A 23,824-nucleotide genomic window follows, 5' to 3' on the forward strand; every position below is an offset into this window, starting at 1 on the left:
CCGCTCCCGCACGGGAAGCGCCGGCTGTCTGACCTGACCAACTTTCAAAGAGGGTGCATTCAATGTCCCAGGAATTCGATTACATCATTGTGGGTGCCGGTTCTGCCGGTAACACCCTGGCGACCCGTCTGACTGAAGACGAAGGCGTCACCGTCCTGCTGCTCGAAGCGGGCGGCCCGGACTACCGCATGGACTTCCGCACGCAGATGCCGGCCGCACTGGCATTCCCGCTGCAGGGTCGTCGCTACAACTGGGCGTACGAAACCGATCCGGAACCGTACATGGACGGTCGTCGCATGGAATGCGGCCGCGGCAAGGGCCTCGGCGGTTCCTCGCTGATCAACGGCATGTGCTACATCCGCGGCAACGCGATGGACTACGACGGCTGGGCAAAACTGCCAGGCCTGGAAGACTGGACCTACCTCGACTGCCTGCCGTACTTCCGCAAAGCGGAAACCCGCGACATCGGCCCGAACGACTACCACGGTGGCGAAGGCCCGGTCAGCGTGACCACGCCGAAAGCTGGCAACAACCCGCTGTTCCACGCCATGGTTGAGGCCGGCGTGCAGGCCGGCTACCCACGCACCGAAGACTTGAACGGCTACCAGCAGGAAGGCTTCGGCCCGATGGACCGCACCGTGACGCCGAAGGGCCGTCGTGCCTCCACCGCCCGTGGTTACCTGGACGTGGCCAAGAAGCGTTCGACCCTGACCATCGTCACTCACGCCCTGACTGACAAGGTTCTGTTCGAAGGCAAGCGCGCCATCGGCGTGCGTTATCTGGTCGGCGCTGCCGAAGAGCGCGTTGAAGCCCGCGCTCGCAAAGAAGTCATCGTCTGCTCCGGCGCAATCGCCTCGCCGCAACTGCTGCAACGCTCCGGCGTCGGCCCGGCGAAACTGCTGGAAAGCCTCGACATCCCGGTCGTTCACGATCTGCCGGGCGTCGGCGAAAACCTGCAGGATCACCTCGAGCTGTACCTGCAATTCGCCTGCACCCAACCGGTCTCGCTGTACCCGTCGCTGCTCTGGTACAACCAGCCGGCCATCGGTGCCGAGTGGCTGTTCAACGGCACCGGCATCGGCGCCAGCAACCAGTTCGAAGCGGGCGGTTTCATCCGCACCCGTCCGGAATTCGAATGGCCGAACATCCAGTACCACTTCCTGCCGGTAGCGATTAACTACAACGGCAGCAACGGTGTGAAAGAGCACGGCTTCCAGGCGCATATGGGCTCCATGCGTTCGCCGAGCCGTGGTCGCATCCAGGTCAAATCCAAGGATCCGCGCCAGCACCCGAGCATCCTGTTCAACTACATGGCCACCGAGCAGGACTGGCAGGAATTCCGCGACGGCATCCGCCTGACCCGTGAAATCATGCAACAGCCTGCACTGGACGCCTTCCGTGGCCGCGAAATCAGCCCGGGCATCGAAGTGCAAACCGATGAGCAACTGGACAAGTTCATCCGCGAGCACGCCGAAACCGCGTTCCACCCGTCCTGCTCGTGCAAGATGGGCACCGACGAGATGGCGGTCGTGGACGGCCAGGGCCGCGTGCATGGCATGCAGGGTCTGCGTGTGGTCGATGCCTCGATCATGCCGATCATCACCACCGGCAACCTGAACGCCCCGACGATCATGATGGCCGAGAAAATCGCCGACAAGATCCGTGGCCGTCAGCCACTGCCACGCAGCAAGGCGCCGTACTACGTCGCTGGCGATGCGCCGGTGAAAGGCAAGGCACTGCGTGATGTGAGTGCTGTAGCTCAGTAAGTCGTAATACCGCGTCACGGCTAATCGCTGGCAAGCCAGCTCCCACAAGGTTTTGCGTCGTTCACAGATTCTGTAACCACCAAAAAACCTGTGGGAGCGGGCTTGCCCGCGATGAGGCCATGCAATTCACTGCAAATTCCCCTGCTTCACAGTAAATCCTCCTACACCCCCTCTTCACTTGATCCTACCCCCACGCAGGCCTACTCTAGTCCTCGCGCAATCGTTTCACCCCTCCCCGCCGAATCCGCTTCGCCGCTACTCCCATAACAAGGAGGTTCCCTGATGTTCGATTTCCACCCCCAGCTCAAGCAGCGCTTCGCTGCCTTGCGCACGGGCGCCGAGTTTTTTTCCTTGCGATATGTACGCGAGTCCGGCCAGTACCTGTCGGTGCGCAAGAACGTCGCCGAACCGCCGAGCCTGAGCCGCGACGAAGGCGCGATGCTCACCGTTCGCGTCAACGGCGTCGAAGCCTACGCCGCGACCAATGACCTGTCGCAACAAGGCCTGCAAGCCGCCCTCGAGCGCGCCGAACAGCAGGCCCGGCGGATCAAGCCCCACGCCCTGCTCGACCTGAGCCAGCAGCCGGTGTCCAGCGACCGCGCCGACTACTTTTCACCCAATCTGGAACAACCCTTCCCGTCCCTGAGCGAGTGCTTCGAGCTGCTCGGCGCGGAATCCGCCTCGGTGCCAAAGGATGAGCGCCTGGTGAACTGGGAAGTGAGCATCGGCATCACCCACGTCGAACAGATCTACCTGAGTAGCGCCGGGGCCGAATTGCGCCAGGCCCAGCGCTTCGTCTATCCGGGCCTGGACGTCACCGCCTACGACGGCAACGACAGCCAGACCCGCAGCCTCGGCCGCGAGAACTTCGGCCAGCAGGGCGGCGCCGACGTGATCAGCCGCTGCGGCTTGATCGGTGCCGGTCCGCAAGTCGCCGATCAGGCGCTGCAACTGCTGCTCGCGCCAAATACGCCGCAAGGTCCGCGCGATCTGCTGCTGATGCCCGACCAGATGATGCTGCAGATCCACGAATCCATCGGCCACCCGCTGGAACTGGACCGGATTCTCGGCGACGAACGCAATTACGCCGGCACCAGTTTCGTCAAAGCTTCGGATTTCGGCAGCCTGCAATACGGCTCGAAACTGCTCAACGTGACCTTCGATCCGGACATTCCCGAAGAGCTGGCGAGCTACGGCCACGATGACGACGGCACGGCTGCCAGCAAGCAATTCCTGATTCGCGAAGGTCTGCTGGTGCGGCCGTTGGGTGGTGCGCTGTCGCAGTTCCGCGCGGGCCTGGACGGTGTCGCCAACAGCCGTGCCTGCGGCTGGAACCGACCGCCGATCGACCGCATGGCCAACCTCAATATCGAGCCGGGCGACCAGTCGCTGGAACAACTGATCGGCGGCATCGAAAACGGCATCCTGATGAGCACCAACCGTTCGTGGTCGATCGACGACGCGCGGAACAAATTCCAGTTCGGCTGCGAATGGGGCCAGTTGATTGAAAACGGCGAACTCAAAGGCGTGGTGAAAAACCCGAACTACCGGGGTATTTCCGCGCACTTCTGGAAGAGCCTGCGCGCGGTCGGCAACGCTGGCACCACCAAAGTGCTGGGCACGCCGAACTGCGGCAAAGGCGAACCGAACCAGGTGATCCGCGTCGGCCACGCTTCGCCGGCCTGCGTGTTCAGCAATGTTGATGTGTTTGGGGGAGACGCCTGATGAGTATTTCCAAGAGCCAGGTCGAGGCCTTCAAGGTGCTGGTCAACTGGCTGCGCGATGCTGTGCGCGAGCCGGAACAATTCACGCTGAGTTATGACGCCGAATCGTCGGCCTTCGTGCGCTTCAACCACGCCAAGGTGCGTCAGGCCGGGCAAGTGCAACAAGCCGGTATCGGCCTGAAACTGATCGACGATGGCCGCCATGCCGACCTGCACATCACCCTGTCCGGCGAACAGGCTACCGACCTGCAACGCCTCGCAGAAGGCCTGCAACAACTGCGCGAAACCCTGCCGCTGCTGCCGCAGGATCCGTACCTGCTGCTCAACCACAACGGCTGGCGGAGCCAGAACGTGCAGGAACATCCGCTGCCGGACACCGAGCAGGTGGTCGCTGAAATCGCCGAGGCGGCCGAAGGTCTGGATCTGGTCGGTTTCTATGCCGCCGGTCCCATCAGCCGTGGATTCGCCAGTTCTTCCGGCGCGTTCGGCTGGCATCAGGCCAACAGTTTCAACTTCGACTTCAGCCTGTTCCACGAGAACGGCGAAGCGGTGAAAGCCAGCTACGCCGGGCACGAGTGGAGCAGCGAAGGTTTCGCCAAGCGTTTCCAGCAGGCCCGCGAGCAGCTTGAGTTTCTCGGTCGTCCGTTGCGCACCCTGCCACCGGGACAATACCGCGCCTATCTGGCACCGGCAGCCCTGGAAGAAATCATGGGCATGTTGTGCTGGGGCGGTTTCTCGGCGCAGTCGATTGCCAGCAAGAGCAGCCCGTTGCAGAAGCTGTATGCCGGCGACCAGGCGTTCAGCCCGCTGGTGTCCCTCGACGAGAAAGTCAGCGACTCGCTGAGCCCGGCGTTTTCCGGCGAAGGTTACCCACGCAGCGATCTGCGGTTGATCATCGAAGGCAAAGCGGGTGACCAGTTGGTCGGTTCGCGCAGTGCCGCCGAATACGGTTTGACGGCCAACGGTGCCGGCGGTGGCGAATCGCCGAGCGCGCTGAACATGGGCGCCGGTGATCTGCCGCAGGCCGAAATCCTCAAGCAGTTGGGCACCGGGCTGTACATCAGCAACCTGTGGTACCTGAACTTCTCGGATCAACCGGCGGCGCGCCTGACCGGCATGACCCGGTTTGCCACGTTCTGGGTCGAGAACGGCGAGATTCAGGCGCCGGTCAGCACCATGCGTTTCGACGACAGCGCTTACAGCCTGCTGGGTTCGCAGCTGGAAGCGTTGACTGCCGAGCGTGAGTTGCTGCTGTCGGCAAGCACCTACAGTCAGCGCAATACGTCGTCGGCGTTGTTGCCGGGAGCGTTGGTGAGCCGACTGACCCTGACCTTGTAACACCGCGACACCGCAAAACCTGTGGGAGCTGGCTTGCCAGCGATAGGGCCCTTGAATTCAATACAAGTGTTGCCTGAGAGCCCGCCATCGCTGGCAAGTCGAATCGTCGCACCGCAGCCCCCACAGGATCCGGTTACCTGCCACTAACAGAGGTTCCATGCCCAACCGCCCGCCTCTCGACGCCATCACCGCCCGCTGGTTGCCGTGGGTCGTCGCCATCGCTTTCTTCATGCAGTCCCTCGACGGGACCATCCTCAACACCGCCCTGCCGGCCATGGCCAGGGATCTGGCCGAAGACCCGTTGCGCATGCAGGGTGTAGTCATCGCCTACATGCTCACCGTGGCGTTGCTGATTCCGGCCTCGGGCTGGATCGCCGACCGCTTCGGCACCAAGAAGATTTTCTTCGGCGCGATCCTGCTGTTCAGCATCGGTTCGCTGCTCTGTGCCCTGTCCAGCAGCCTGACCATGCTGGTCGGCGCCCGGGTGATTCAGGGTCTCGGCGGCGCGTTGATGCTGCCGGTCGGGCGATTGGTCGTGCTGCGCGCCTACCCGCGTTCGGAGCTGGTGCGGATCATGGGTTTCATCACCATTCCCGGCCTGCTCGGCCCGCTGATCGGCCCGACCATGGGCGGCTGGATGGTGCAGTACCTGACGTGGCACTGGATCTTCCTGATCAACCTGCCGGTCGGCGTCATCGGCTGCTATGCGGTGTGGAAGTTCATTCCCGACCTGCGCGGCACCGAACGTACGCGCTTCGATAGCCTGGGTTTCCTGCTGTTCGGCGCGGCGATGATTCTGATCACCATCGCCATGGAAGGCCTTGGCGAATTGCATCTGCCGCACCTGCGGGTGATGTTGCTGCTGTTCGGTGGCATGGCGTGTCTGGCGGCGTACTGGCTGCGCGCCGGACGTGTCGAGAATCCGTTGTTCGCGCCTTCGCTGTTCAAGACCCGGACGTTTGCGGTGGGGATCATCGGTAACCTGTTCGCCCGTCTGGGCAGCGGCGCGTTGCCGTTTCTGGTGCCGTTGCTGCTGCAGGTGGCGCTGGGTTATTCACCTTCGCAGGCCGGGATGAGCATGCTGCCGCTGGCCGCCGCAGCGATGTTTGCCAAGTGGATGGCGCGGCCGCTGATCGAACGTCTCGGCTATCGCATCGTTTTGACCGGCAACACGCTGGCCTTGGGAATCATGCTGGCGAGCATGGGCCTGGTCAGCGAGCAGACACCGTATTGGCTGCTGTTGTGCCTGCTGGCGATTCTCGGCGCGATCAACTCGCTGCAGTTCACCGCGATGAACACCGTGACCCTGATCGATCTCGACGACGCCAGCGCCAGCAGCGGCAACAGCCTGCTGTCGGTGGTCGCGCAGTTGTCGCTGAGTCTCGGGGTGGCCTGCGCCGGTGCCCTGCTCGGCGGCTTCACGGCGGAAATCGGCAATGATGGCGTTGAAACCGTACTGGGCGCGTTCCAGCTGACGTTCGTGACCGTGGGTGTCATGGCGATGCTGGCGGCGACCATCTTCTCGCAACTCTCGAAAGAGGACGGGCGGCGCGTCAAACGTCCCGATGAACATCCGGACGAACACATCGAACATTAACCGCTGTTCGTCCAGAACTTTCGAGGAAAGTGGCACGGGGCTGCTACACTGCGCGACATTTTGTTTTGCAGGCCAGTCCCGTGACCACCATCGCCACCGCTTTTAATACTTTGCCGCTGTCCGCCGCCATGCTGGCTAACCTCGAATCTCTCGGTTATGCCCAGATGACGCCGATCCAGGCGCAGAGCTTGCCGGTGATCCTCAAGGGGATGGACCTGATCGCCCAGGCCAAGACCGGCAGCGGCAAGACCGCCGCGTTCGGCATCGGCCTGCTGAACCCGATCAATCCGCGCTACTTCGGTTGCCAGGCACTGGTCATCTGCCCGACCCGCGAGCTGGCCGACCAGGTCGCCAAAGAAATCCGTCGTCTGGCCCGCGCCGAAGACAACATCAAGGTCCTGACCCTGTGCGGCGGCGTGTCGTTCGGCCCGCAGATCGCCTCGCTCGAGCACGGCGCGCACATCATCGTCGGCACCCCGGGGCGCATCCAGCAGCACCTGCGCAAGGGTTCGCTGGTGCTCGACGGCCTGAACACGCTGATCCTCGACGAAGCCGACCGCATGCTCGACATGGGTTTCTACGACGCCATCGAAGACATCATCGAGCAGACCCCGACCCGCCGTCAGACCCTGCTGTTCTCGGCGACCTATCCGGTGGGCATCAAGCAACTGGCGTCGAAGTTCATGCGCGATCCGCAGACGGTCAAGGCCGAAGCGTTCCACGACGACACCCAGATCGAGCAGCGCTTCTACGAGATTTCCCCGGAAGAGCGCATGAGCGCGGTGACCAAGGTCCTGCACCACTTCCGCCCGGCCTCCACCGTGGCCTTCTGCTTCACCAAGCAGCAAGTGCAGGAAACCGTCGATCACCTGACCTCCAAAGGCATCTCCGCCGTCGGCCTGCACGGCGATCTGGAACAGCGCGACCGCGACCAGGTACTGGCGATGTTCGCCAACCGCAGCACTTCGGTACTGGTCGCCACTGACGTTGCCGCCCGTGGTCTGGACATCGATTCGCTGGACATGGTGATCAACGTCGAGCTGGCCCGGGATTCGGAAATCCACATTCACCGCGTCGGCCGTACCGGTCGTGCCGGCGAGAAAGGCATCGCGGTCAGCCTGGTGGCGCCATCGGAAGCGCATCGCGCCCAGGCCATCGAACAACTGCAGAAAACCCCGCTGAACTGGGATCAAGTGGACAACCTGAAATCCCAGGGCGGTGCCCCGCTGCAACCACCGATGAGCACGCTGTGCATCGCCGGCGGACGCAAGGACAAGGTGCGTCCGGGCGACATTCTCGGCGCACTGACCGGTGAAGCCGGGATTCCGGGCACCCAGGTCGGCAAGATCGCGATCTTCGACTTCCAGTCCTATGTGGCCGTCGAGCGCACCGTGGTCATGCAGGCGCTGCAGCGCTTGAACAACGGCAAGATCAAGGGTCGTTCGCTGCGCGTTCGGGTTTTGTAAACGATCTACCATCCGAAGTAGATCCTTGTGGGAGCGGGCTTGCCCGCGATGACGGACTAACAGACAACTTCCATGTTGAATGTTCTGGCCTCTTCGCGGGCAAGCCCGCTCCCACATTGGTCTTCGGTGAATTTTGAATACTTTGTGAGGACTCCGTTTTGCGCTCTACCGAAGTCGTGATCATTGGCGCTGGCGCCGCAGGGTTGATGTGTGCACTGACCGCCGCCGGGCGTGGGCGTCAGGTGTTGCTGCTCGACCACGCGAACAAGGCCGGCAAGAAAATCCTGATGTCCGGCGGTGGGCGCTGCAACTTCACCAACATGTACACCGAGCCGGGCAATTTCCTCTCGCAGAATCCGCACTTCTGCAAATCCGCGCTGGCTCGCTACACCCAGTGGGATTTCATCGGCATGGTCGCCAAACACGCCGTGCCGTATCACGAGAAAAAACTCGGCCAACTGTTCTGCGATAACAAATCCAGCGACATCCTCGGCATGCTGCTGGACGAGTGCGATCAGGTCGGCGTCAACCTGCACCTGGACACCTCGATCCAGACCATCGAGAAAGTCGAGAGCGGTTACCTGCTCGACACCACCCTCGGCCAGATCCAGTGCCAGTCGCTGGTGATCGCCACCGGCGGACTGTCGATCCCGACGCTGGGCGCCACCGGTTTCGGTTATCAGGTCGCCAAGCAATTCGGCCACGACCTGCTGCCGACCCGCGCCGGGCTGGTGCCGTTCACCATCACCGATCAGCTCAAGGATCTGTGCACCGAACTGTCCGGCACCTCGGTGGATTGCCTGGTCAGCTGCAACGACCAGAGTTTTCGCGAGAACATTCTGTTCACTCACCGCGGCCTCAGCGGCCCGGCGATTCTGCAGATTTCCTCGTTCTGGGAGCCGGGCGATACCGTCGAGATCAACCTGCTGCCGGATCACGACGCCGCGAGCTGGCTGCAACAGCAGACCGCCGAGCGCCCGAACAGCGAACTGAAAACCCTGCTCGGCGAAATTTTCACCAAGAAGATGGCCAACCTGCTGGCGGACAACTGGTTCGTCTCCAAACCGATGAAGCAGTACACCCACGCCGAACTGGCAGACATCGCCGAGAAGCTCGGCAGCTGGAAAGTCGTCCCGGCCGGCACCGAGGGCTACCGCACTGCCGAAGTCACCCTCGGCGGCGTCGACACCCGCGAAGTGTCGTCCAAGACCATGGAATCGCTGAAAAGCCCGGGCCTCTACTTCGTTGGTGAAGTGCTCGACGTCACCGGACATCTGGGCGGATTCAACTTCCAGTGGGCCTGGGCTTCTGGCTACGCCGCCGCGCAGTACGTCTGACCCAACACTAAATGTAAAAACCTGTGGGAGCTGGCTTGCCAGCGATGAGGCCGGCAGATCCAACATCATTGTTGACTGTCAGACCGCTATCGCTGGCAAGCCAGCTCCCACAGTTTCTTTTCCAACCCTGGAAATTGAGTTCGGCACAACGGCCCAAAGGAACACTTTTTGCTGTCAGATGTGATCGGCGCCATTGCGTCGGCGTCATTACTGGCTCAATTTAGCGGCATCGCCTCGGAAGGCCTTCGCACTTCATGTCCTCGACCTCGTTTCGTCAGTCTTTGCGGCGCCTGTGGGCGCTGGATAAATTCAGCTACAGCGTGCGGGTGTTCATCGCCCTGACCGGCAGCATGGCGCTGTGCTGGTATCAGGATGAAATGGGGCTGCTGATCCCGCTGTTCCTCGGGATCATTGCCAGCGCCCTGGCCGAAACCGACGACAGCTGGCAGGGCCGCCTCAACGCACTGGCGGTGACGCTGGTGTGTTTCAGCGTTGCGGCGCTGTCGGTGGAATTGCTGTTCCCCTACCCCATCGTGTTCGTCATCGCTTTGGCACTGGCCAGTTTCGGTCTGACCATGCTTGGCGCGCTCGGCGAGCGTTACGGGGCGATTGCCTCGGCGACCCTGATTCTTTCCGTCTACACCATGATCGGCGTCGACCAGCGCGGTGGCGCGGTCACGGATTTCTGGCACGAACCGATGCTGCTGGTGGCCGGTGCCGCGTGGTACGGCCTGCTGTCGGTTTTGTGGCAGGCGATGTTCTCCAACCAGCCGGTGCAGCAAAGCCTGGCGCGGCTGTTCCGTGAACTGGGTTATTACCTGAAGCTGAAAGCCTCGCTGTTCGAGCCGATCCGTCAGCTGGACGTCGAGGCGCGGCGCCTGGAACTGGCCCAGCAAAACGGTCGTGTCGTCGCAGCCCTGAACAGCGCCAAGGAAATCATCCTACATCGGGTCGGCAACGGCCGTCCCGGCTCGAAAGTCAGCCGCTACCTGAAGCTGTACTTCCTCGCCCAAGACATTCACGAGCGCGCCAGTTCTTCGCACTACCCTTACAACGCGCTGGCCGAGGCGTTTTTCCACAGCGACGTGCTGTTCCGCTGCCAGCGCCTGCTGCGCCAGCAAGGCAAGGCCTGCCGGGCGCTGGCCGAGTCGATCCAGATGCGCCAGCCGTTCATCTACGACGCGACGTTTGCCGAAGCCCTGAGCGACCTGCACGCCTCCCTCGAACACCTGCGCATCCAGAGCAACCCGGCCTGGCGCGGGCTGCTGCGTTCGCTGCGGGCGCTGGCGGCCAACCTCGGCACCCTCGACCGCTTGCTCAGCGACGCCAGCAACCCTGATGCCCTGGCCGATGCCACCGACAGCAGCCTGCTCGACCGTTCGCCACGCAACTTCAAGGATGTCCTGACCCGCCTGCGCACGCAGCTGACGCCGACGTCATTGCTGTTCCGCCATGCCCTGCGCCTGCCGCTGGCGCTGAGCATCGGTTACGGCATGGTGCATCTGATTCACCCGTCGCAGGGTTACTGGATCATCCTCACCACGCTGTTCGTCTGCCAGCCGAACTACGGCGCCACCCGGCGCAAACTCGGCCAGCGGATTCTCGGCACCGCCATCGGCCTGACCATCGCCTGGGCGCTGTTCGATCTGTTTCCGAGCCCGCTGGTGCAGTCGTGCTTCGCCATCGCCGCCGGCGTGGTGTTCTTTACCAACCGCACCACCCGCTACACCGTGGCGACCGCCGCCATCACGATCATGGTGCTGTTCTGCTTCAATCAGGTCGGCGACGGGTACGGGCTGTTCGTGCCGCGCCTGTTCGATACCCTGCTCGGCAGTCTGATCGCAGGCCTGACGGTGATCCTGTTCCTGCCGGACTGGCAGGGTCGGCGCCTGAACAAAGTGCTGGCCAACACCCTGACCTGCAACAGCATCTACCTGCGCCAGATCATGCAGCAATACGCCGCCGGCAAGAGCGACGACCTCGCCTATCGCCTCGCCCGGCGCAACGCGCACAACGCCGACGCGGCGCTGTCGACCACGCTGGCGAACATGCTGATGGAGCCGGGGCATTTCCGCAAAGAGGCCGATGTTGGCTTCCGCTTCCTGGTGCTGTCGCACACGCTGCTCAGTTATTTGTCGGGCCTTGGCGCACACCGGGAAACCCAGTTGCCGGCCGAAGTGCGTGAACATCTGATCGATGGCGCCGGGGTGAAACTGGCCAGCAGCATCGATGAAATCGCCCAGGGTCTGGCCAGCAAACAGCCGATTGCGATCCAGAGCGATGAGGAAGAAGCGCTGGCCAATGAACTGGAGCAGATGGCGGACGAGATCGATGAAGGCCAGCGACTGGTGCAGACGCAACTGGCGTTGATCTGCCGCCAGCTGGGCCCGTTGCGGACGCTGGCGGCGCACTTGATCAAGGACACAGCCGAAGACTGAGCTGGCCGAACAGGCCTCATCGCTGGCAAGCCCGCTCCCACAGTGTCGGTGTGGTACACAAAATATGTGAACTGCCGCTGTACCTGTGGGAGCGGGCTTGCCCGCGAAGAGGCCCGTTCGTGCACTAAAAATCTTTCAGGCTACATTCCGTGCTGCCTGAGCAACTTGTCGTAGCTGCCATCGGCCTTCATCGCCGCAATCGCCTTGTCGAACCCGGCCACGATCTGTTCGTGCTCCGGGTTCTTCAGGCTGACCAGAATGTGCAGGCTGTTCTCGCTCAAGGGCTTGGGCAGGAACTCCACGGCGTTGCGCACTTTCGGTGATTCACGGGCCAGGTAATAGCGGGCGACGAACTCGTCTTCCAGGGTCAGCTTGACCCGGTCCGCCGCCAGCATGCGCACGGCCATGGCGAAGTTATGCACAGGGACTTTCTGCAGCGCGGTATCGGCATCGAACGGCGCCGAATAGGCGTAGCCGCGCACTACCGCAATCGGATAGGTGTGCAGTTCCTGCAGGTTGTTGTATTCGATGGGCGTGTCTTTGCGCTTGAGAAAACGCACGCGGTTGAGCAAATACTCGTCGGAAAACTGCCCCAGCTTCGTACGCTCGTCGTTGTACCAGGCGTTGACCAGCACGTCGTAACGCCCCTCGCCAACCCCGAGCAGCGCCCGCGCCCACGGCACCTGTTCGTAATCGCTGGCATAACCGGCCCGGGCCAGGGCCGTGCTGACGATGTCCGTGGCCAACCCGCCGTTGACCAGTGTGTCATCGGTAAAGGGCGGCCAGACGTCGAAGACCAGACGCAGTTTCTCCGCTGCAGCGCTTTGACCCAGCAACAGCAATCCGATCAAAGCCAACGCTCGATGCAATCGCGGCATGCTTGAAAATCCTTAGCGGGCGGGCCGCCCGGCGTGTTTTCAGTCAAAACCCCAAGGCCCCGTACCGGCGAATCCCAGGCCCTAACATTAGCTCATTGAAGCCGTTGCACAGCGCTTCTCAGCAGATTACACAAAGATGTCGGCGCCGCCAGAAGGGAATGATGGCATTTTGGCCTTTGTCACAGATTTCTCAGCCATACAGACATATTTCGACGTGGCGCTTAGTATCGGACGACGTAGTTCAAGGAATCGGAAGATGACAATCGAGTGGGTCTGCAAACATCACAGCGATCTGGGACTGGAACAGCTGTACGCCATTTTGAAATTGCGCTCGGAAGTATTCGTGGTCGAACAGCGCTGCGCGTACCTGGACCCGGACGGGCAGGATCTGGACGGGGACACCTGCCATCTGATGGGTTGGGACGGTGATCAGCTGGTGGCATATCTGCGCCTGCTGGACCCGGAATCCCAGGGCGGCGACGTGGTGATCGGCCGGGTGCTGACGGCGCCGGCCGGACGTGGCAAAGGGTTGGGGCACGAGATGATGGAGCAGGCGCTGAAACAGGCCGAGAAGCGCTGGCCTGAAGTGCCGATCTATCTGTCGGCCCAGGCGCACTTGCAGGGGTATTACGGGCGGTACGGGTTTGTCGTGGCGGGTGAGGAATATCTGGAGGATGACATTCCGCATATCGGGATGCGTCGGTCTTGAGACTTCCCCTTCGCGGGTGTGCCCGCGAAGGGACTACATCGGTCAGGGATACTCAAGCACAGCCTTGATCTGCCGCAAATTCCGCTCGATCCACCCCCGATCAATCGCCCCCCACTCGCGAATCCGATAGCGCCCCGCATGATTGCGCGCACCCTCTTCCTGCTCGAACTCGCAGACAATATCCAGATCCGCCAGCGCCGCAATGGTGTCCTGCGCCGTGCGCCGGGGCATGCCGGTGACGTCGGTCAGCGCCGGTACGCTGCTGGCCAGGCCGCTGTCGATCAGATACGCCACGTACAAGCGCCGGTAGAAACTGCTCTTGGTCTTGCTCACGTCCATGCATGCGCTCCGTTGTTTGATGTCTTATTGCATGTCCCGCCACGTCAGGTACACCCGCAGATCGAACTCGATCTGGTGATAGCCCGGCAGCATGTGCTCACATAATTTATAGAACGCCTTGTTGTGATCCGACTCCTTGAAGTGCGCCAGTTCATGCACGACGATCATCTTCAGGAACTCAGGCGCGGCCTCCTTGAACAGCGAGGCGATGCGAATCTCTTTCTTGGCCTTGAGCTTGCCGCCCTGCACCCGCGACACCGTGGTGTGCAGACCGAGAGCGCGGTGGGTCAGGTCGAGACGGTTGTCGAACAGTACCTTGTCGATGGCCGGGGCGTTGCGCAGGTATTCCTGTTTCAGGTCCAGCGCGTAGCCGTACAACGCCTTGTCGCTCTGCACATCGTGGCGGCCCGGATAACGTTGGCTCAGGTAATCACCGAGGCGATCGTCGGCAATCAATTGGCGCACCTGATCCTGCAATTGCGCGGGATAGGCCTGGAGGTATTTCAACGCGGTCATGGGCGGCACGGGTCATGAAAAGGCCGCCAGTGTAGCGAATTCAACCGGCCAACGCGCTCCAGTCGAACGGCTCGGCAAAGCGCGTCGCGTCCTCGGCGACCAGCGGCCGCGCCACCAGGAAGCCTTGCACGTACTCACACCCGTGGGCTTGCAGCCATTGATATTGCTCGACGGTCTCCACACCTTCGGCAATTACCAGCAACCCGTATTCCTTGCACAGCTCGATGACCGTGCGCACCAGCGAGGCGTCCCGGGACGAGTCCGGCAATCGGGCGATCAGGTGGCGATCGAGCTTGAGGGTGTCCAGCTCCAGATCCCGCAGATGCGACAGCGAGCAGGACCCGGAGCCGAAATCGTCCAGCGCCACCCGCACCCCGAGATTGCGCAGCAGCTTCAGTTGTTTACGGGTCTCGTCCGGGTTGATCGTCAGCGCCTCTTCGGTCACTTCCACTTCCATCTGATGTGGCTGCAAACCATGGCGCTCCAGAACCTGGCGCAACTCGGTCACCAGATTCGGCAAACCAAACTGGGTATTGCTCAGGCTCACCCCAAGCACCAGATCCCTGGAAAACTCGAACTCCCAGGCCTTACGCTGCCCGGCGCTGCGGTGATAGATCCAGCTGCCGAGCCGGCTGATCAACGTCGCCTCTTCCAGCAACGGCAGGAACAGCCCCGGCGGCACGTCGCCGACACTCGGATGCTGCCAGCGCAGCAACGCCTCGAAACCACGAATCCGGCCGTCGCCAATCGCCACCTGCGGCTGATACACCAGATTGAAATCCCGGTTCTCGATGGCGTTGCGCACGCTCTCTTCCAGCATCAGCCTTGAGCGCGCACGGCCGTTCATTTCGTGATCGTAAAAGCGATATTGCTGACGCCCGGCGCGCTTGGCTTCGTACATGGCGATGTCCGAGGCACGCATCAAACCGTCGAGGTTGTTGCCGCAATCCGGGTACGTGGCGATGCCGATACTGGCGCCCAGGGCAATGTCCATGCCTTCGATCTGCTGACAGATCGACACCCGTTCGATGAGCTTCTCGGCGATCTTCGCCGCTTGTTCGGGGAATTCCAGATCCAGCAGCGCGGTGAACTCGTCACCGCCCATCCGCGCCAGAATGTCGAACGGCCGCAGGCAGGCTTTCAGTTGTTCGGAGACCCAGCGCAACACCCGGTCGCCGGCGTCATGGCCGAGGGAGTCGTTGACCCGTTTGAAGCCATCGAGATCGAGGTACATCAGCACCCAGCTGCTGTCACTGCGCTCACCGCGCAACAGCAGGTTCTCCACCGTCTGGTAAAAGCCACGACGATTGAGCAGCCCGGTCAACGGATCGGTGACAGCCTGAAATTCCAGCTGCTGATGCAGATGCCGCACCACCGACATGTCCAGCACCGTCACCACCATCGCATGCTGTTCGCTCGGCAGCGGCGCGCAGGACAACGCCACCGGCACTTGCTGGCCTGGCGCGGTACGCAGCAACGCATCGTGTAAACGCAGCGTCTCGCCACGTTTGTAACTGGCATAAAACTCGGAATCGGCCCACAGCGGAATGTGCGGTTTCTGCAGGAAATCGAGAAACTCCTGCCCTTCCAGTTCTTTCACCGGCGCGTTGAGCAAGCGGGAAATCGCCGGGTTGGCGAAACGGATCAAACCATCCTCGGCCAACACCAGAATCCCTTCGGCGGCGTTATCCAGCACCGACGCATTGAAGGCCCGCGCCGATTCCAGATCCTGACTCAAGCGCTGCAAGGCCCGGCGATTACGCTGATGCTCCAGCAACGCCTGGACCTTGGGCTTGAGAATCTGCGGGTCGAAGGGTTTGAACAGGTAATCCACCGCGCCACTGGCATAGCCCTTGATCACGGCGTCCTGGGACTGTTCGTTGGCGGTAAGGAAAATGATGGGAGTGAGCCGCGTTCGCTGGCTGCCGCGCATCAGGCGCGCGACTTCGAAACCGTCCATGCCCGGCATCTGCACATCCAGCAGCACCAGGTCGATGTCGTGTTCAAGCAACAGGCTGAGGGCTTCGAAACCGGAAGCCGCGGTCATGACCTGCCAGTCCTGGCGCTGCAGCAACGCGCGCATGCTGATCAGATTTTCAGGGTAATCATCAACGATCAAAAGGACGGAGCTGCCTTCACCTGGCTGGGTTTGCGCGCATTCCATGCTGCTTCTCTTGTCGGGACATCCAATCGGGACGCGGCCGGTTTCTCGTGAAAACCGTACTGTTACTGAGCCTTCACTCTAGTCCTGGATCCGAAAAAGCAGTAGCTGTCATCAGGCCATCATTTAACCAAACCGGTAAGTAGCCGACTAACGGTCATCGCTGCAGCCCCCGAAAACCGGGAAACATGGCATTTCGACAGGATGTTGGCGCCAATCATCCGCCAGACGGCCGTTAACAAAAAATCCCTCTACGCTTATAAAGGCCGCCCCCAAGAGGCGCGGGCTAGAGCTTCTGGCACGCGCGTGCAGCAGAAACAGAGTGGAAGAACCGACATGATCGACCTCGCAACCTGGAACCTCAGCGTTCCCGTTGGCAGCCCGCCCCACACCGTCGAAACCTCCAGACTGGTGAACGGCTTCAAGGATCAGTACTTCCATTCCGACACCGGCACCCTGTTCTTCTGGTCCCCGGTGACCGGCTCGAAAACCGAAAACGCCATCTACCCGCGCACCGAACTGCGCGAAACCTTCAGCAACGGCACCCTGCGCAACTGGTACTACCCGGACGCCGACAACCTGCTGCGCGCGACCCTTTCGGTCAACAAGGTGCCCAGCTCCGGGAAGATCGTTATCGGGCAGATCCACGCCTATGAAAGCCAGAAGCCGCTGGTGAAACTCGAGTATCAGTACAAGAGCAAACTGGATTCCGGCAACCTGGTGATCAAGGTGCGCATGCACCCGGATGACGACGAGGGCCGGGTGATTACTCTGGCGACCGGGATCAAACTGGATCGCGAGTTCAATTACCTGATTCACCTGAGCCCCGGTGGCGCGCTGGGTATCAGCGCGGCCGGGTATCAGTGGGACTCGCAGATCAGCGCGACCTGGCGCAACAAGCCGCTGTACTTCAAGGCCGGCGTGTATGTGCAGGACAACACCGGGTACACCAGCGAGGGTGGGCAGGTGACGTTCAGCAAGCTGGATATCGATCACGATAAATAGTGGCAACGTGCTCGTTTAAGGCCGCTGTTTAAAGGCAGTGCGCGTTACTTCCTGAAGCCTACAACGGCTTGCGTCGCGGCCTACCGCTACGCCAGAATCCGCCGGCTTGTGCGCCTGGAGGGCCGTCGGTAACTTGATTCGGGTCACTGATTCGCAGTGATCGGGTTTAGTAGCCCGAGGGTTCGCGAGGCGTATTTGCACTCCAGAAAGTGAGATATCTCGATATCTGCGCTTGATGGTAGCTGTACGCAGGGCGCTTTCGGGCGCGCCGGTTCGCGTCTCCCCGGTCTACTAACCTGCGTTCAGCTGCCACCCCATCGTTTAGTAGCGATCCGGTGTCGGCTCCATTTCCCGGAGACGAAACATGATTCAATCTACGCCTCATCCACCGGTCACAGACCCGGCCTCCCCCTACGAATCCCTCGATTCCAAAAAACTCAACGAAGCCGCCGAGCGCGCCCTCGACCACTACCTCTGCCCCGGCGCCCGCATCATGGCCACGGTCAACGAACCCGACCCCATGTACTTCGCCAACCCCGCCTGCAACACCGAATCCCTGCTGGCCAACGCCAGCGAAACCCTCGGCTCCGCCAGCGAAATGCTCAACAACTTCGCCGCCACCCTCGCCCCCGCCGACCGCAAAACCGCGATAGGCATTGCGCAACTGGTGATGCTTGGAGAACTGGCGGTAAATCAGGCGCTGGATCACATCGAGCCGAAGTAGGATCGACTACCCGACCAGAGCAGTTCCAAATAAACCCGCCTTTCGGCGGGTTTCTTGCGAGCCCAAGAAAAAATAATTTTTTAATTAAAGCCTGTACCACACAACAAAGGAATTCTTCTCCATTTCTTTCTAGAAAAGCCGTCCCCTAAGAACAAAATGGAATTTTATTAATATAAAAAATTATAAAAAACTGTCAGATATGACAGTAGAAACTTCGACTCTCCTGAATAAAAATGAATATACGCAACACAAACAAGGAGAGAAAAATGGCAACCCCTACCAGTACATCGTATCCGAAACTAACTCCACAAAATGTCCCACTGGGAGAAGTGGTTCCTGGCGGTAAGTATTGGATTAAGAATTCAACCGGAAACTTTGAGCAAATCATCCTTAGAAAAATCAACTTAAAAAATGGAACCATTGAGGTCGTTAAAACCGACCAAAGCGCATTGAGCTTTAACAGCCCAACAATGGATTTCTATCAGGAAGCAGACCCTATGACATGGGTCCTCTATGAACAAAAATAACCCTACATAAAACTAAAATAGATCGGAGAAATAAAATGTATTTCAACGACACCCAATCCAGCGCCTTGGAACTAAAACCAAATGAGCCATTCATCTGTCTACACCAAGGAAAGCTAAGGGAAGACCTTATATTTATTGCCCTCGCGAAAGATGCATTCATCCTCGCGCCCAGTAATTCTCCAAGCAAAGTCAAACCCTACGCAATGAATCAAACAGTACTTCTCATAAAAATCAATGCCCAAAAAATATTTGATGCTTACAACTCCCCCAAAGGAACAGAATACAGTGTCGGATTTACCGGTCCGACTACGCGGAGTCGCCCGTTTTTTCAACAGGCAATCGAAGATGACAACTTTTTTGGTCATAAATGGGGGCACACTAATACCACCAATTGGGAGGAAGAAAATTTTCAAATATCAACCATTCAAGGCACCCAAAGCATCGGCGGCCTTCCCCCCGACAGAAGGCACCCAACAAATCCGGTGTGCTGGTGCAGCCGTTGCAATGGTAATCCCATAGGAGGTTGGGCTCGTATCGAACCGGTTACAAACCCAACTAGCGATCTTCAAACCTATCGGGATAGTCTAACCAGTATAGGAATATCTTGGTAGTCCATTAACTATTAAAGTGCTTGAAAAAAATAAAAAAGAAAAGAAAAAAGAAAAGAAAAAAGGGGTCAGATTTATTTATCCGATAATTGTGCGTACATGCAAAACAAATAAATCGCCCCCTTTTCCATCCCATGTAGGCCATTCGATTTTTATACACCGCGAAGTAATCACCAGCCAACGGAGGTACTTCACATGGCTAAGTACATCGTTTCTCCTGCACCTCTAGTTTTTTACTCCGACAGCAATATTCCAGCAGAACGAAAAATAGGCTTTGACCCCACGGACATGAACAATGTGGCCTATCAACCCCCCTACAACAAACCGTACAGCATGTTTCGGGGGCTCGGTGGCTTTAACGTGAGACCATCCATGCCCACTCAGGCAGGGGATATTTTGGACATCAACATCGACAACACAACAACAAACTCATCTGCAAATAGTAAAAATTATAGTTATACATTTTCACAATCCGCTAATCCAACAACCGTTATTATGGTCGGAATGCCTGACCAAAGAGCGCTCGCTCCTGGAACTCTAGACATCTACGGAACAATTACACGACCCAGCACCAATACCATATACGTGTTCAACTCAACTTTCCTTGATCAGGTACTTCCATAAATTATTCTTGTCAGTTAAACCTACCTTGCCTGCAAAAGTAAAACCACCTCCAGCACCCAGCGCAATTGGTACACCGCCATTGCAGGCAAGCTCTCCTTCACATACAGCACGTATGATTCTGGGCTGTACCTATATTGCCATCTAGAAAACCCGTTCAGCACCCATAATTTCTAATTACTTATAAACCTTTCATCGCCTGTTCGAGAACCCGCGCACTAGGTGATGCGTCCCTCACATTGCTCATAACACATACATCTACAAACAATCGCCAGAAATTCTAAGGAACTGTCAACTTTGACAGTAGCCCCTAAATTGGAACGACACCAAACTACAAAAGCATCTCCAACCGTCTCATGACCTATGAAACGAGCCACATGTACCTTAAGAGAAAACATCATGCCCACTTTTGTCGCTTTACCTATTTCCACCGGCTATTACTACTCAACCGCCATCAACAACAACATCCAAGTTCATCCAAAAATTGGCTTTGACCGAAAAAACCCAAACAACGTGGCCTATACACTTTATGGACTATCCATGACAACACATGTGAAAGATGATGGCTTTAACTTGATGACCGACATCAATACGCACTTCAAAAAAGGTGACATGCTCAGTGTGTATGCTTCAAACCTCTCCAATATCACGGGCTCCTATAAAACTTCTTTTCAAGGCGCACTTGCTTATGACGGCCCAGCGCGTTTCATTTTCACAAGCGCAGAAATGCTTAAGCTAAGCCCTGGAAAAATAAGAATCCTCCTTGACGTCTATTCTCAAACTACTGATACGTACTACGTCCCCAACACTTACGATATAGAGTTTGTAAATCCGTAAACAGCAAAAGTTGACTAATTATTTAACCGTCAACTTCACACTAAAACTGCTACAAGCTGCGCAGACCATGAAAATGTCACCCATATCGGACTTCGACCCAGCAAATCCAGATTTTGTCCGTTACAGGTGACATCCCATCCAGCAGAAATATGAGCTCACCATGAAAGTTCAGGCAAAAAAAAAACCCGCCTCTCGGCGGGTTTCTTTTAATTCAGCTCAACACCCAGTCTCAATTGACCTTGGCGTTCAACTCACCCTTCAGATAACGCTGATACATGCTTTCCAGCGAGATCGGCTTGATCTTCGAAGCGTTGCCGGCAGTGCCGAAAGCTTCGTAACGAGCGATACATACATCGCGCATGGCCTTGACGGTTTCGCCGAAGAATTTACGTGGGTCGAACTCGCTCGGGTTGGTGGCCATCAGGCGACGCATGGCGCCGGTGGATGCCAGACGCAGGTCGGTGTCGATGTTGACCTTGCGCACGCCGTGCTTGATGCCTTCAACGATTTCTTCAACCGGTACGCCGTAGGTTTCTTTGATGTCGCCGCCGTACTGGTTGATGATCGCCAGCCACTCTTGTGGAACCGACGAGGAACCGTGCATCACGAGGTGGGTGTTCGGGATGCGTTTGTGGATTTCCTTGATGCGGTCGATGGCCAGCACGTCGCCGGTAGGCGGCTTGGTGAACTTGTAGGCGCCGTGGCTGGTGCCGATGGCGATGGCCAGGGCGTCGACCTGAGTCTTCTTGACGAAGTCAGCGGCTTCTTCCGGGTCAGTCAGCATTTGGCTGTGATCCAGAACGCCTTCGGCGCCGATGCCGTCTTCTTCACCGGCCATGCCGGTTTCCAGCGAACCCAGGCAGCCCAGCTCGCCTTCAACCGAAACGCCGCAGGCGTGAGCCATGGCTACGGTCTGTTGGGTTACGCGAACGTTGTATTCGTAGTCGGTCGGAGTCTTGCCGTCTTCGCCGAGGGAGCCGTCCATCATCACCGAGCTAAAGCCCAACTGGATCGAGCGCTGGCAGACGTCAGGGCTGGTGCCGTGGTCCTGGTGCATACACACCGGGATGTGCGGGAATTCTTCGATCGCGGCCAGGATCAGGTGACGCAGGAACGGCGCGCCGGCGTATTTGCGGGCGCCGGCCGAAGCCTGGACGATCACCGGGGAGTCAGTCTTGTCAGCGGCTTCCATGATGGCGCGCATCTGCTCAAGGTTGTTGACGTTGAAGGCTGGAACGCCGTAGCCGAACTCGGCTGCGTGGTCCAGCATCTGGCGCATGCTGATAAGTGCCATTGTGTGTGTCTCTCCCGGTTTGGGTCGTTAATCGTGCCAGCCTGCCGGAGCGGCGGCGGCTATTCAAGTGATTGCAGATCGGGGGTTGAGGCCCGGCCTGGTGATTCGATACAGCAAATTCTGTTTTATTCGGCTTTGCAGCCCCGGCCGATCAGATCATTGGTTGCGACCCAGTAGACCAGGCCTTCATTACCTTTGATGTGAAACGCCAGCATGTCGTCGCTGTACAGCGCGCCCGAGGCGCCCGGCTCTTCTTTCAGGCGATAGACCTGATCGCCGCCGCCCAGCCGCACATCGACTGCCTTCTGGCCGGCGTCGGTGTAGCGCCACAGCACCTTGGCCTGGCTGTCGCAGGTCCAGGTGGTCCAGTTATCCACAGGGGCGGACGACTGGAACGGGTTCCACTGCGCACAACCACCCAACAATCCCAGTGCCGCAACGGCGATCAAGCCTTTCATCCGTGTTCCTCGACCGGCAGCGCACGCCGCCGGCCCTGAGTTAAAGAGTCAGACCGGTCAAGGGCAACCATGTTCCTTGGCCGGGGTTTGCGTCTCGTATTTGTCCAGGCCTTCCGGCCCCGAGCGCTTGTTCAGCACCGGGTTGGTTTCGGCCTGCCAGTCGGCCTGGTAGCAGCCTTTCTGTGCCTCGCCGGGTGCCGGCTCCGGCGCAGCCTTCGGGTTACTCCCGCAGGCTGCCAATGTACCGGTCAGCAACAACAGCGCTAACGACTTGACCATCTGAACACTCCTTTGCCTGGCCAAACGGGCGGCCTCAGGCCTTGGCCCGGCTTTCCAGGACTTCAACGGCCGGCAGCACCTTGCCTTCGACGAATTCGAGGAACGCGCCACCGCCGGTGGAAATGTAGGAGATCTTTTCAGCCACGCCATATTTATCGATGGCCGCCAAGGTGTCGCCACCGCCGGCAATCGAGAACGCCGCGCTTTCGGCGATGGCTTCGGCCAGCACTTTGGTGCCGTTGCCGAACTGGTCGAATTCGAACACGCCGACCGGGCCGTTCCACAGAATGGTTTTCGACGATTTCAGCAGCTCGGCGAAGTTGGCCGCGGTTTGCGGGCCGATGTCCAGAATCATGTCGTCAGCAGCGACGTCAGCGATCAGCTTCACAGTCGCTTCGGCGCTTTCAGCGAATTCCTTGGCAACCACAACGTCGACCGGCAGCGGCACGCTGACCTTGGCGGCGATGGCGCGGGCGGTGTCCAGCAGGTCCGGCTCGTACAGCGACTTGCCGACCGGGTGACCGGCCGCAGCGAGGAAGGTGTTGGCGATGCCGCCGCCGACGATCAGTTGATCGCAGATCTGGCTCAGGCTGTTCAGCACATCGAGTTTGGTCGAGACCTTGGAGCCGGCAACGATCGCAGCCATCGGCTTGGCCGGAGCGCCCAGGGCTTTGCCCAGTGCATCCAGTTCAGCGGCCAGCAGCGGGCCGGCAGCGGCGACTTTGGCGAACTTGGCAACACCATGCGTCGAACCTTCGGCGCGGTGAGCAGTACCGAAAGCGTCCATCACGAACACGTCGCACAGGGCAGCGTATTGCTGGGCCAGTTCATCGGCGTTCTTTTTCTCGCCCTTGTTGAAGCGCACGTTTTCGAACAGCACGATGTCGCCGGCCTTGACGTCAACGCCGCCCAGGTAGTCGGCCACCAGCGGCACTTCGCGGCCCAGGGCCTTGCTCAGGTAGTCGGCGACAGGCTTGAGGCTGTTCTCGGCAGAGAATTCGCCTTCGGTCGGACGACCCAGGTGCGAGCAGACCATCACGGCCGCGCCTTTTTCCAGGGCCAGCTTGATGGTCGGCAGCGAAGCCAGGATACGCGCATCGCTGGTGACAACACCGTCCTTGACTGGGACGTTGAGGTCTTCGCGGATCAATACGCGCTTACCTTGCAGATCGAGGTCGGACATCTTCAACACGGTCATGGGT

22 protein-coding genes are annotated in these 23,824 nt (G+C 59.4%); 14 read left to right on the plus strand and 8 right to left on the minus strand.

Translation table 11 applies throughout. The features are described 5' to 3' along the window. Positions 1-62 precede the first annotated feature (62 nt). From betA to yccS, 7 genes are all read left to right on the plus strand, one after another. On the plus strand, positions 63-1,766 hold the full coding sequence (betA, locus tag IF189_RS26305) for a choline dehydrogenase (protein ID WP_085709135.1): 1,704 nt from the start codon (positions 63-65) through the stop codon (positions 1,764-1,766). Between the two features lie 282 nt (positions 1,767-2,048). Further along, positions 2,049-3,491: a TldD/PmbA family protein gene (locus IF189_RS26310; protein WP_192552475.1), complete on the plus strand. Its 1,443-nt coding sequence runs from the start codon at positions 2,049-2,051 to the stop codon at positions 3,489-3,491. Beyond that, positions 3,491-4,828, plus strand: a complete 1,338-nt coding sequence (locus tag IF189_RS26315; protein ID WP_134828359.1) for a TldD/PmbA family protein — start codon at positions 3,491-3,493, stop codon at positions 4,826-4,828. The genes IF189_RS26310 and IF189_RS26315 overlap by 1 nt, the downstream gene beginning before the upstream one ends. 157 nt (positions 4,829-4,985) lie before the next feature. Then, positions 4,986-6,425 (plus strand): multidrug transporter subunit MdtD, encoded by a 1,440-nt coding sequence (mdtD, locus tag IF189_RS26320; RefSeq protein WP_085709132.1) that lies wholly within the window; start codon positions 4,986-4,988, stop codon positions 6,423-6,425. An 80-nt stretch (positions 6,426-6,505) separates the two neighbouring features. Then, the gene (dbpA, locus tag IF189_RS26325; RefSeq protein WP_085709131.1) at positions 6,506-7,891 is read left to right on the plus strand and encodes an ATP-dependent RNA helicase DbpA; all 1,386 of its coding nucleotides are present in this window, start codon (positions 6,506-6,508) and stop codon (positions 7,889-7,891) included. Between the two features lie 158 nt (positions 7,892-8,049). Beyond that, on the plus strand, positions 8,050-9,228 hold the full coding sequence (locus tag IF189_RS26330; protein WP_192552476.1) for an NAD(P)/FAD-dependent oxidoreductase: 1,179 nt from the start codon (positions 8,050-8,052) through the stop codon (positions 9,226-9,228). Positions 9,229-9,482: 254 nt separating this feature from the next. Further along, positions 9,483-11,666: a YccS family putative transporter gene (yccS, locus tag IF189_RS26335; RefSeq protein ID WP_134828362.1), complete on the plus strand. Its 2,184-nt coding sequence runs from the start codon at positions 9,483-9,485 to the stop codon at positions 11,664-11,666. 140 nt (positions 11,667-11,806) lie between these two features. Here the strand turns inward: yccS and IF189_RS26340 are convergent, their stop codons facing one another. Continuing rightward, positions 11,807-12,544, minus strand: coding sequence for a substrate-binding periplasmic protein (locus IF189_RS26340; RefSeq protein WP_134828363.1), 738 nt, complete (start codon positions 12,542-12,544; stop codon positions 11,807-11,809). A gap of 256 nt (positions 12,545-12,800) precedes the next feature. On the opposite strand from IF189_RS26340, the gene IF189_RS26345 reads away from it, so the two are divergent. Next, positions 12,801-13,253 (plus strand): GNAT family N-acetyltransferase, encoded by a 453-nt coding sequence (locus tag IF189_RS26345; RefSeq protein ID WP_011336314.1) that lies wholly within the window; start codon positions 12,801-12,803, stop codon positions 13,251-13,253. 42 nt (positions 13,254-13,295) lie between these two features. Here the strand turns inward: IF189_RS26345 and IF189_RS26350 are convergent, their stop codons facing one another. From IF189_RS26350 to IF189_RS26360, 3 genes are read right to left on the minus strand one after another with little or no spacing between them, the layout of a single operon-like run. Further along, entirely contained in the window at positions 13,296-13,592 is a 297-nt protein-coding gene (locus IF189_RS26350) for a winged helix-turn-helix domain-containing protein (RefSeq protein WP_008033286.1), read from the minus strand. Between the two features lie 24 nt (positions 13,593-13,616). Beyond that, the gene (locus tag IF189_RS26355; protein WP_085709125.1) at positions 13,617-14,108 is read right to left on the minus strand and encodes a M48 family metallopeptidase; all 492 of its coding nucleotides are present in this window, start codon (positions 14,106-14,108) and stop codon (positions 13,617-13,619) included. A 40-nt stretch (positions 14,109-14,148) separates the two neighbouring features. Continuing rightward, complete coding sequence (locus IF189_RS26360; RefSeq protein ID WP_192552477.1) at positions 14,149-16,272, minus strand: putative bifunctional diguanylate cyclase/phosphodiesterase; 2,124 nt, start codon at positions 16,270-16,272, stop codon at positions 14,149-14,151. Positions 16,273-16,605: 333 nt separating this feature from the next. Between IF189_RS26360 and IF189_RS26365 the strand changes: the two genes are divergently transcribed. From IF189_RS26365 to IF189_RS26390, 6 genes are all read left to right on the plus strand, one after another. Next, positions 16,606-17,274, plus strand: a complete 669-nt coding sequence (locus IF189_RS26365; protein WP_134828365.1) for a polysaccharide lyase family 7 protein — start codon at positions 16,606-16,608, stop codon at positions 17,272-17,274. A gap of 364 nt (positions 17,275-17,638) precedes the next feature. After that, positions 17,639-17,998, plus strand: coding sequence for a DUF6124 family protein (locus tag IF189_RS26370; protein WP_192552478.1), 360 nt, complete (start codon positions 17,639-17,641; stop codon positions 17,996-17,998). A 266-nt stretch (positions 17,999-18,264) separates the two neighbouring features. After that, positions 18,265-18,525, plus strand: a complete 261-nt coding sequence (locus IF189_RS26375; RefSeq protein WP_192552479.1) for a hypothetical protein — start codon at positions 18,265-18,267, stop codon at positions 18,523-18,525. A 35-nt stretch (positions 18,526-18,560) separates the two neighbouring features. Continuing rightward, a complete protein-coding gene (locus IF189_RS26380) occupies positions 18,561-19,136 on the plus strand; it encodes a hypothetical protein (RefSeq protein WP_192552480.1) in 576 nt (191 codons plus the stop codon). A 192-nt stretch (positions 19,137-19,328) separates the two neighbouring features. Then, positions 19,329-19,757, plus strand: coding sequence for a hypothetical protein (locus IF189_RS26385; protein WP_192552481.1), 429 nt, complete (start codon positions 19,329-19,331; stop codon positions 19,755-19,757). 396 nt (positions 19,758-20,153) lie between these two features. After that, the gene (locus IF189_RS26390) at positions 20,154-20,591 is read left to right on the plus strand and encodes a hypothetical protein (protein WP_192552482.1); all 438 of its coding nucleotides are present in this window, start codon (positions 20,154-20,156) and stop codon (positions 20,589-20,591) included. 229 nt (positions 20,592-20,820) lie between these two features. Here IF189_RS26390 and fba read toward each other — a convergent pair whose 3' ends face one another. The 4 genes from fba to IF189_RS26410 form a co-directional block, all read right to left on the minus strand. After that, positions 20,821-21,885 carry a class II fructose-bisphosphate aldolase gene (gene fba / locus IF189_RS26395; protein WP_007959708.1) on the minus strand — a complete coding sequence of 355 codons (1,065 nt, stop codon included), beginning with the start codon at positions 21,883-21,885 and terminating at the stop codon, positions 20,821-20,823. 125 nt (positions 21,886-22,010) lie between these two features. After that, a complete protein-coding gene (locus IF189_RS26400) occupies positions 22,011-22,343 on the minus strand; it encodes an MliC family protein (protein ID WP_114886030.1) in 333 nt (110 codons plus the stop codon). A gap of 57 nt (positions 22,344-22,400) precedes the next feature. Beyond that, positions 22,401-22,622, minus strand: coding sequence for a hypothetical protein (locus IF189_RS26405; protein ID WP_085688661.1), 222 nt, complete (start codon positions 22,620-22,622; stop codon positions 22,401-22,403). Positions 22,623-22,656: 34 nt separating this feature from the next. Then, positions 22,657-23,820 (minus strand): phosphoglycerate kinase, encoded by a 1,164-nt coding sequence (locus IF189_RS26410; RefSeq protein WP_011336326.1) that lies wholly within the window; start codon positions 23,818-23,820, stop codon positions 22,657-22,659. Between the last annotated feature and the right edge of the window lie 4 nt (positions 23,821-23,824).

It is taken from the genome of Pseudomonas sp. IzPS59 (genome assembly GCF_014863505.1).
In the GTDB taxonomy this organism is placed as follows: Bacteria; Pseudomonadota; Gammaproteobacteria; order Pseudomonadales; family Pseudomonadaceae; genus Aquipseudomonas; species Aquipseudomonas kribbensis.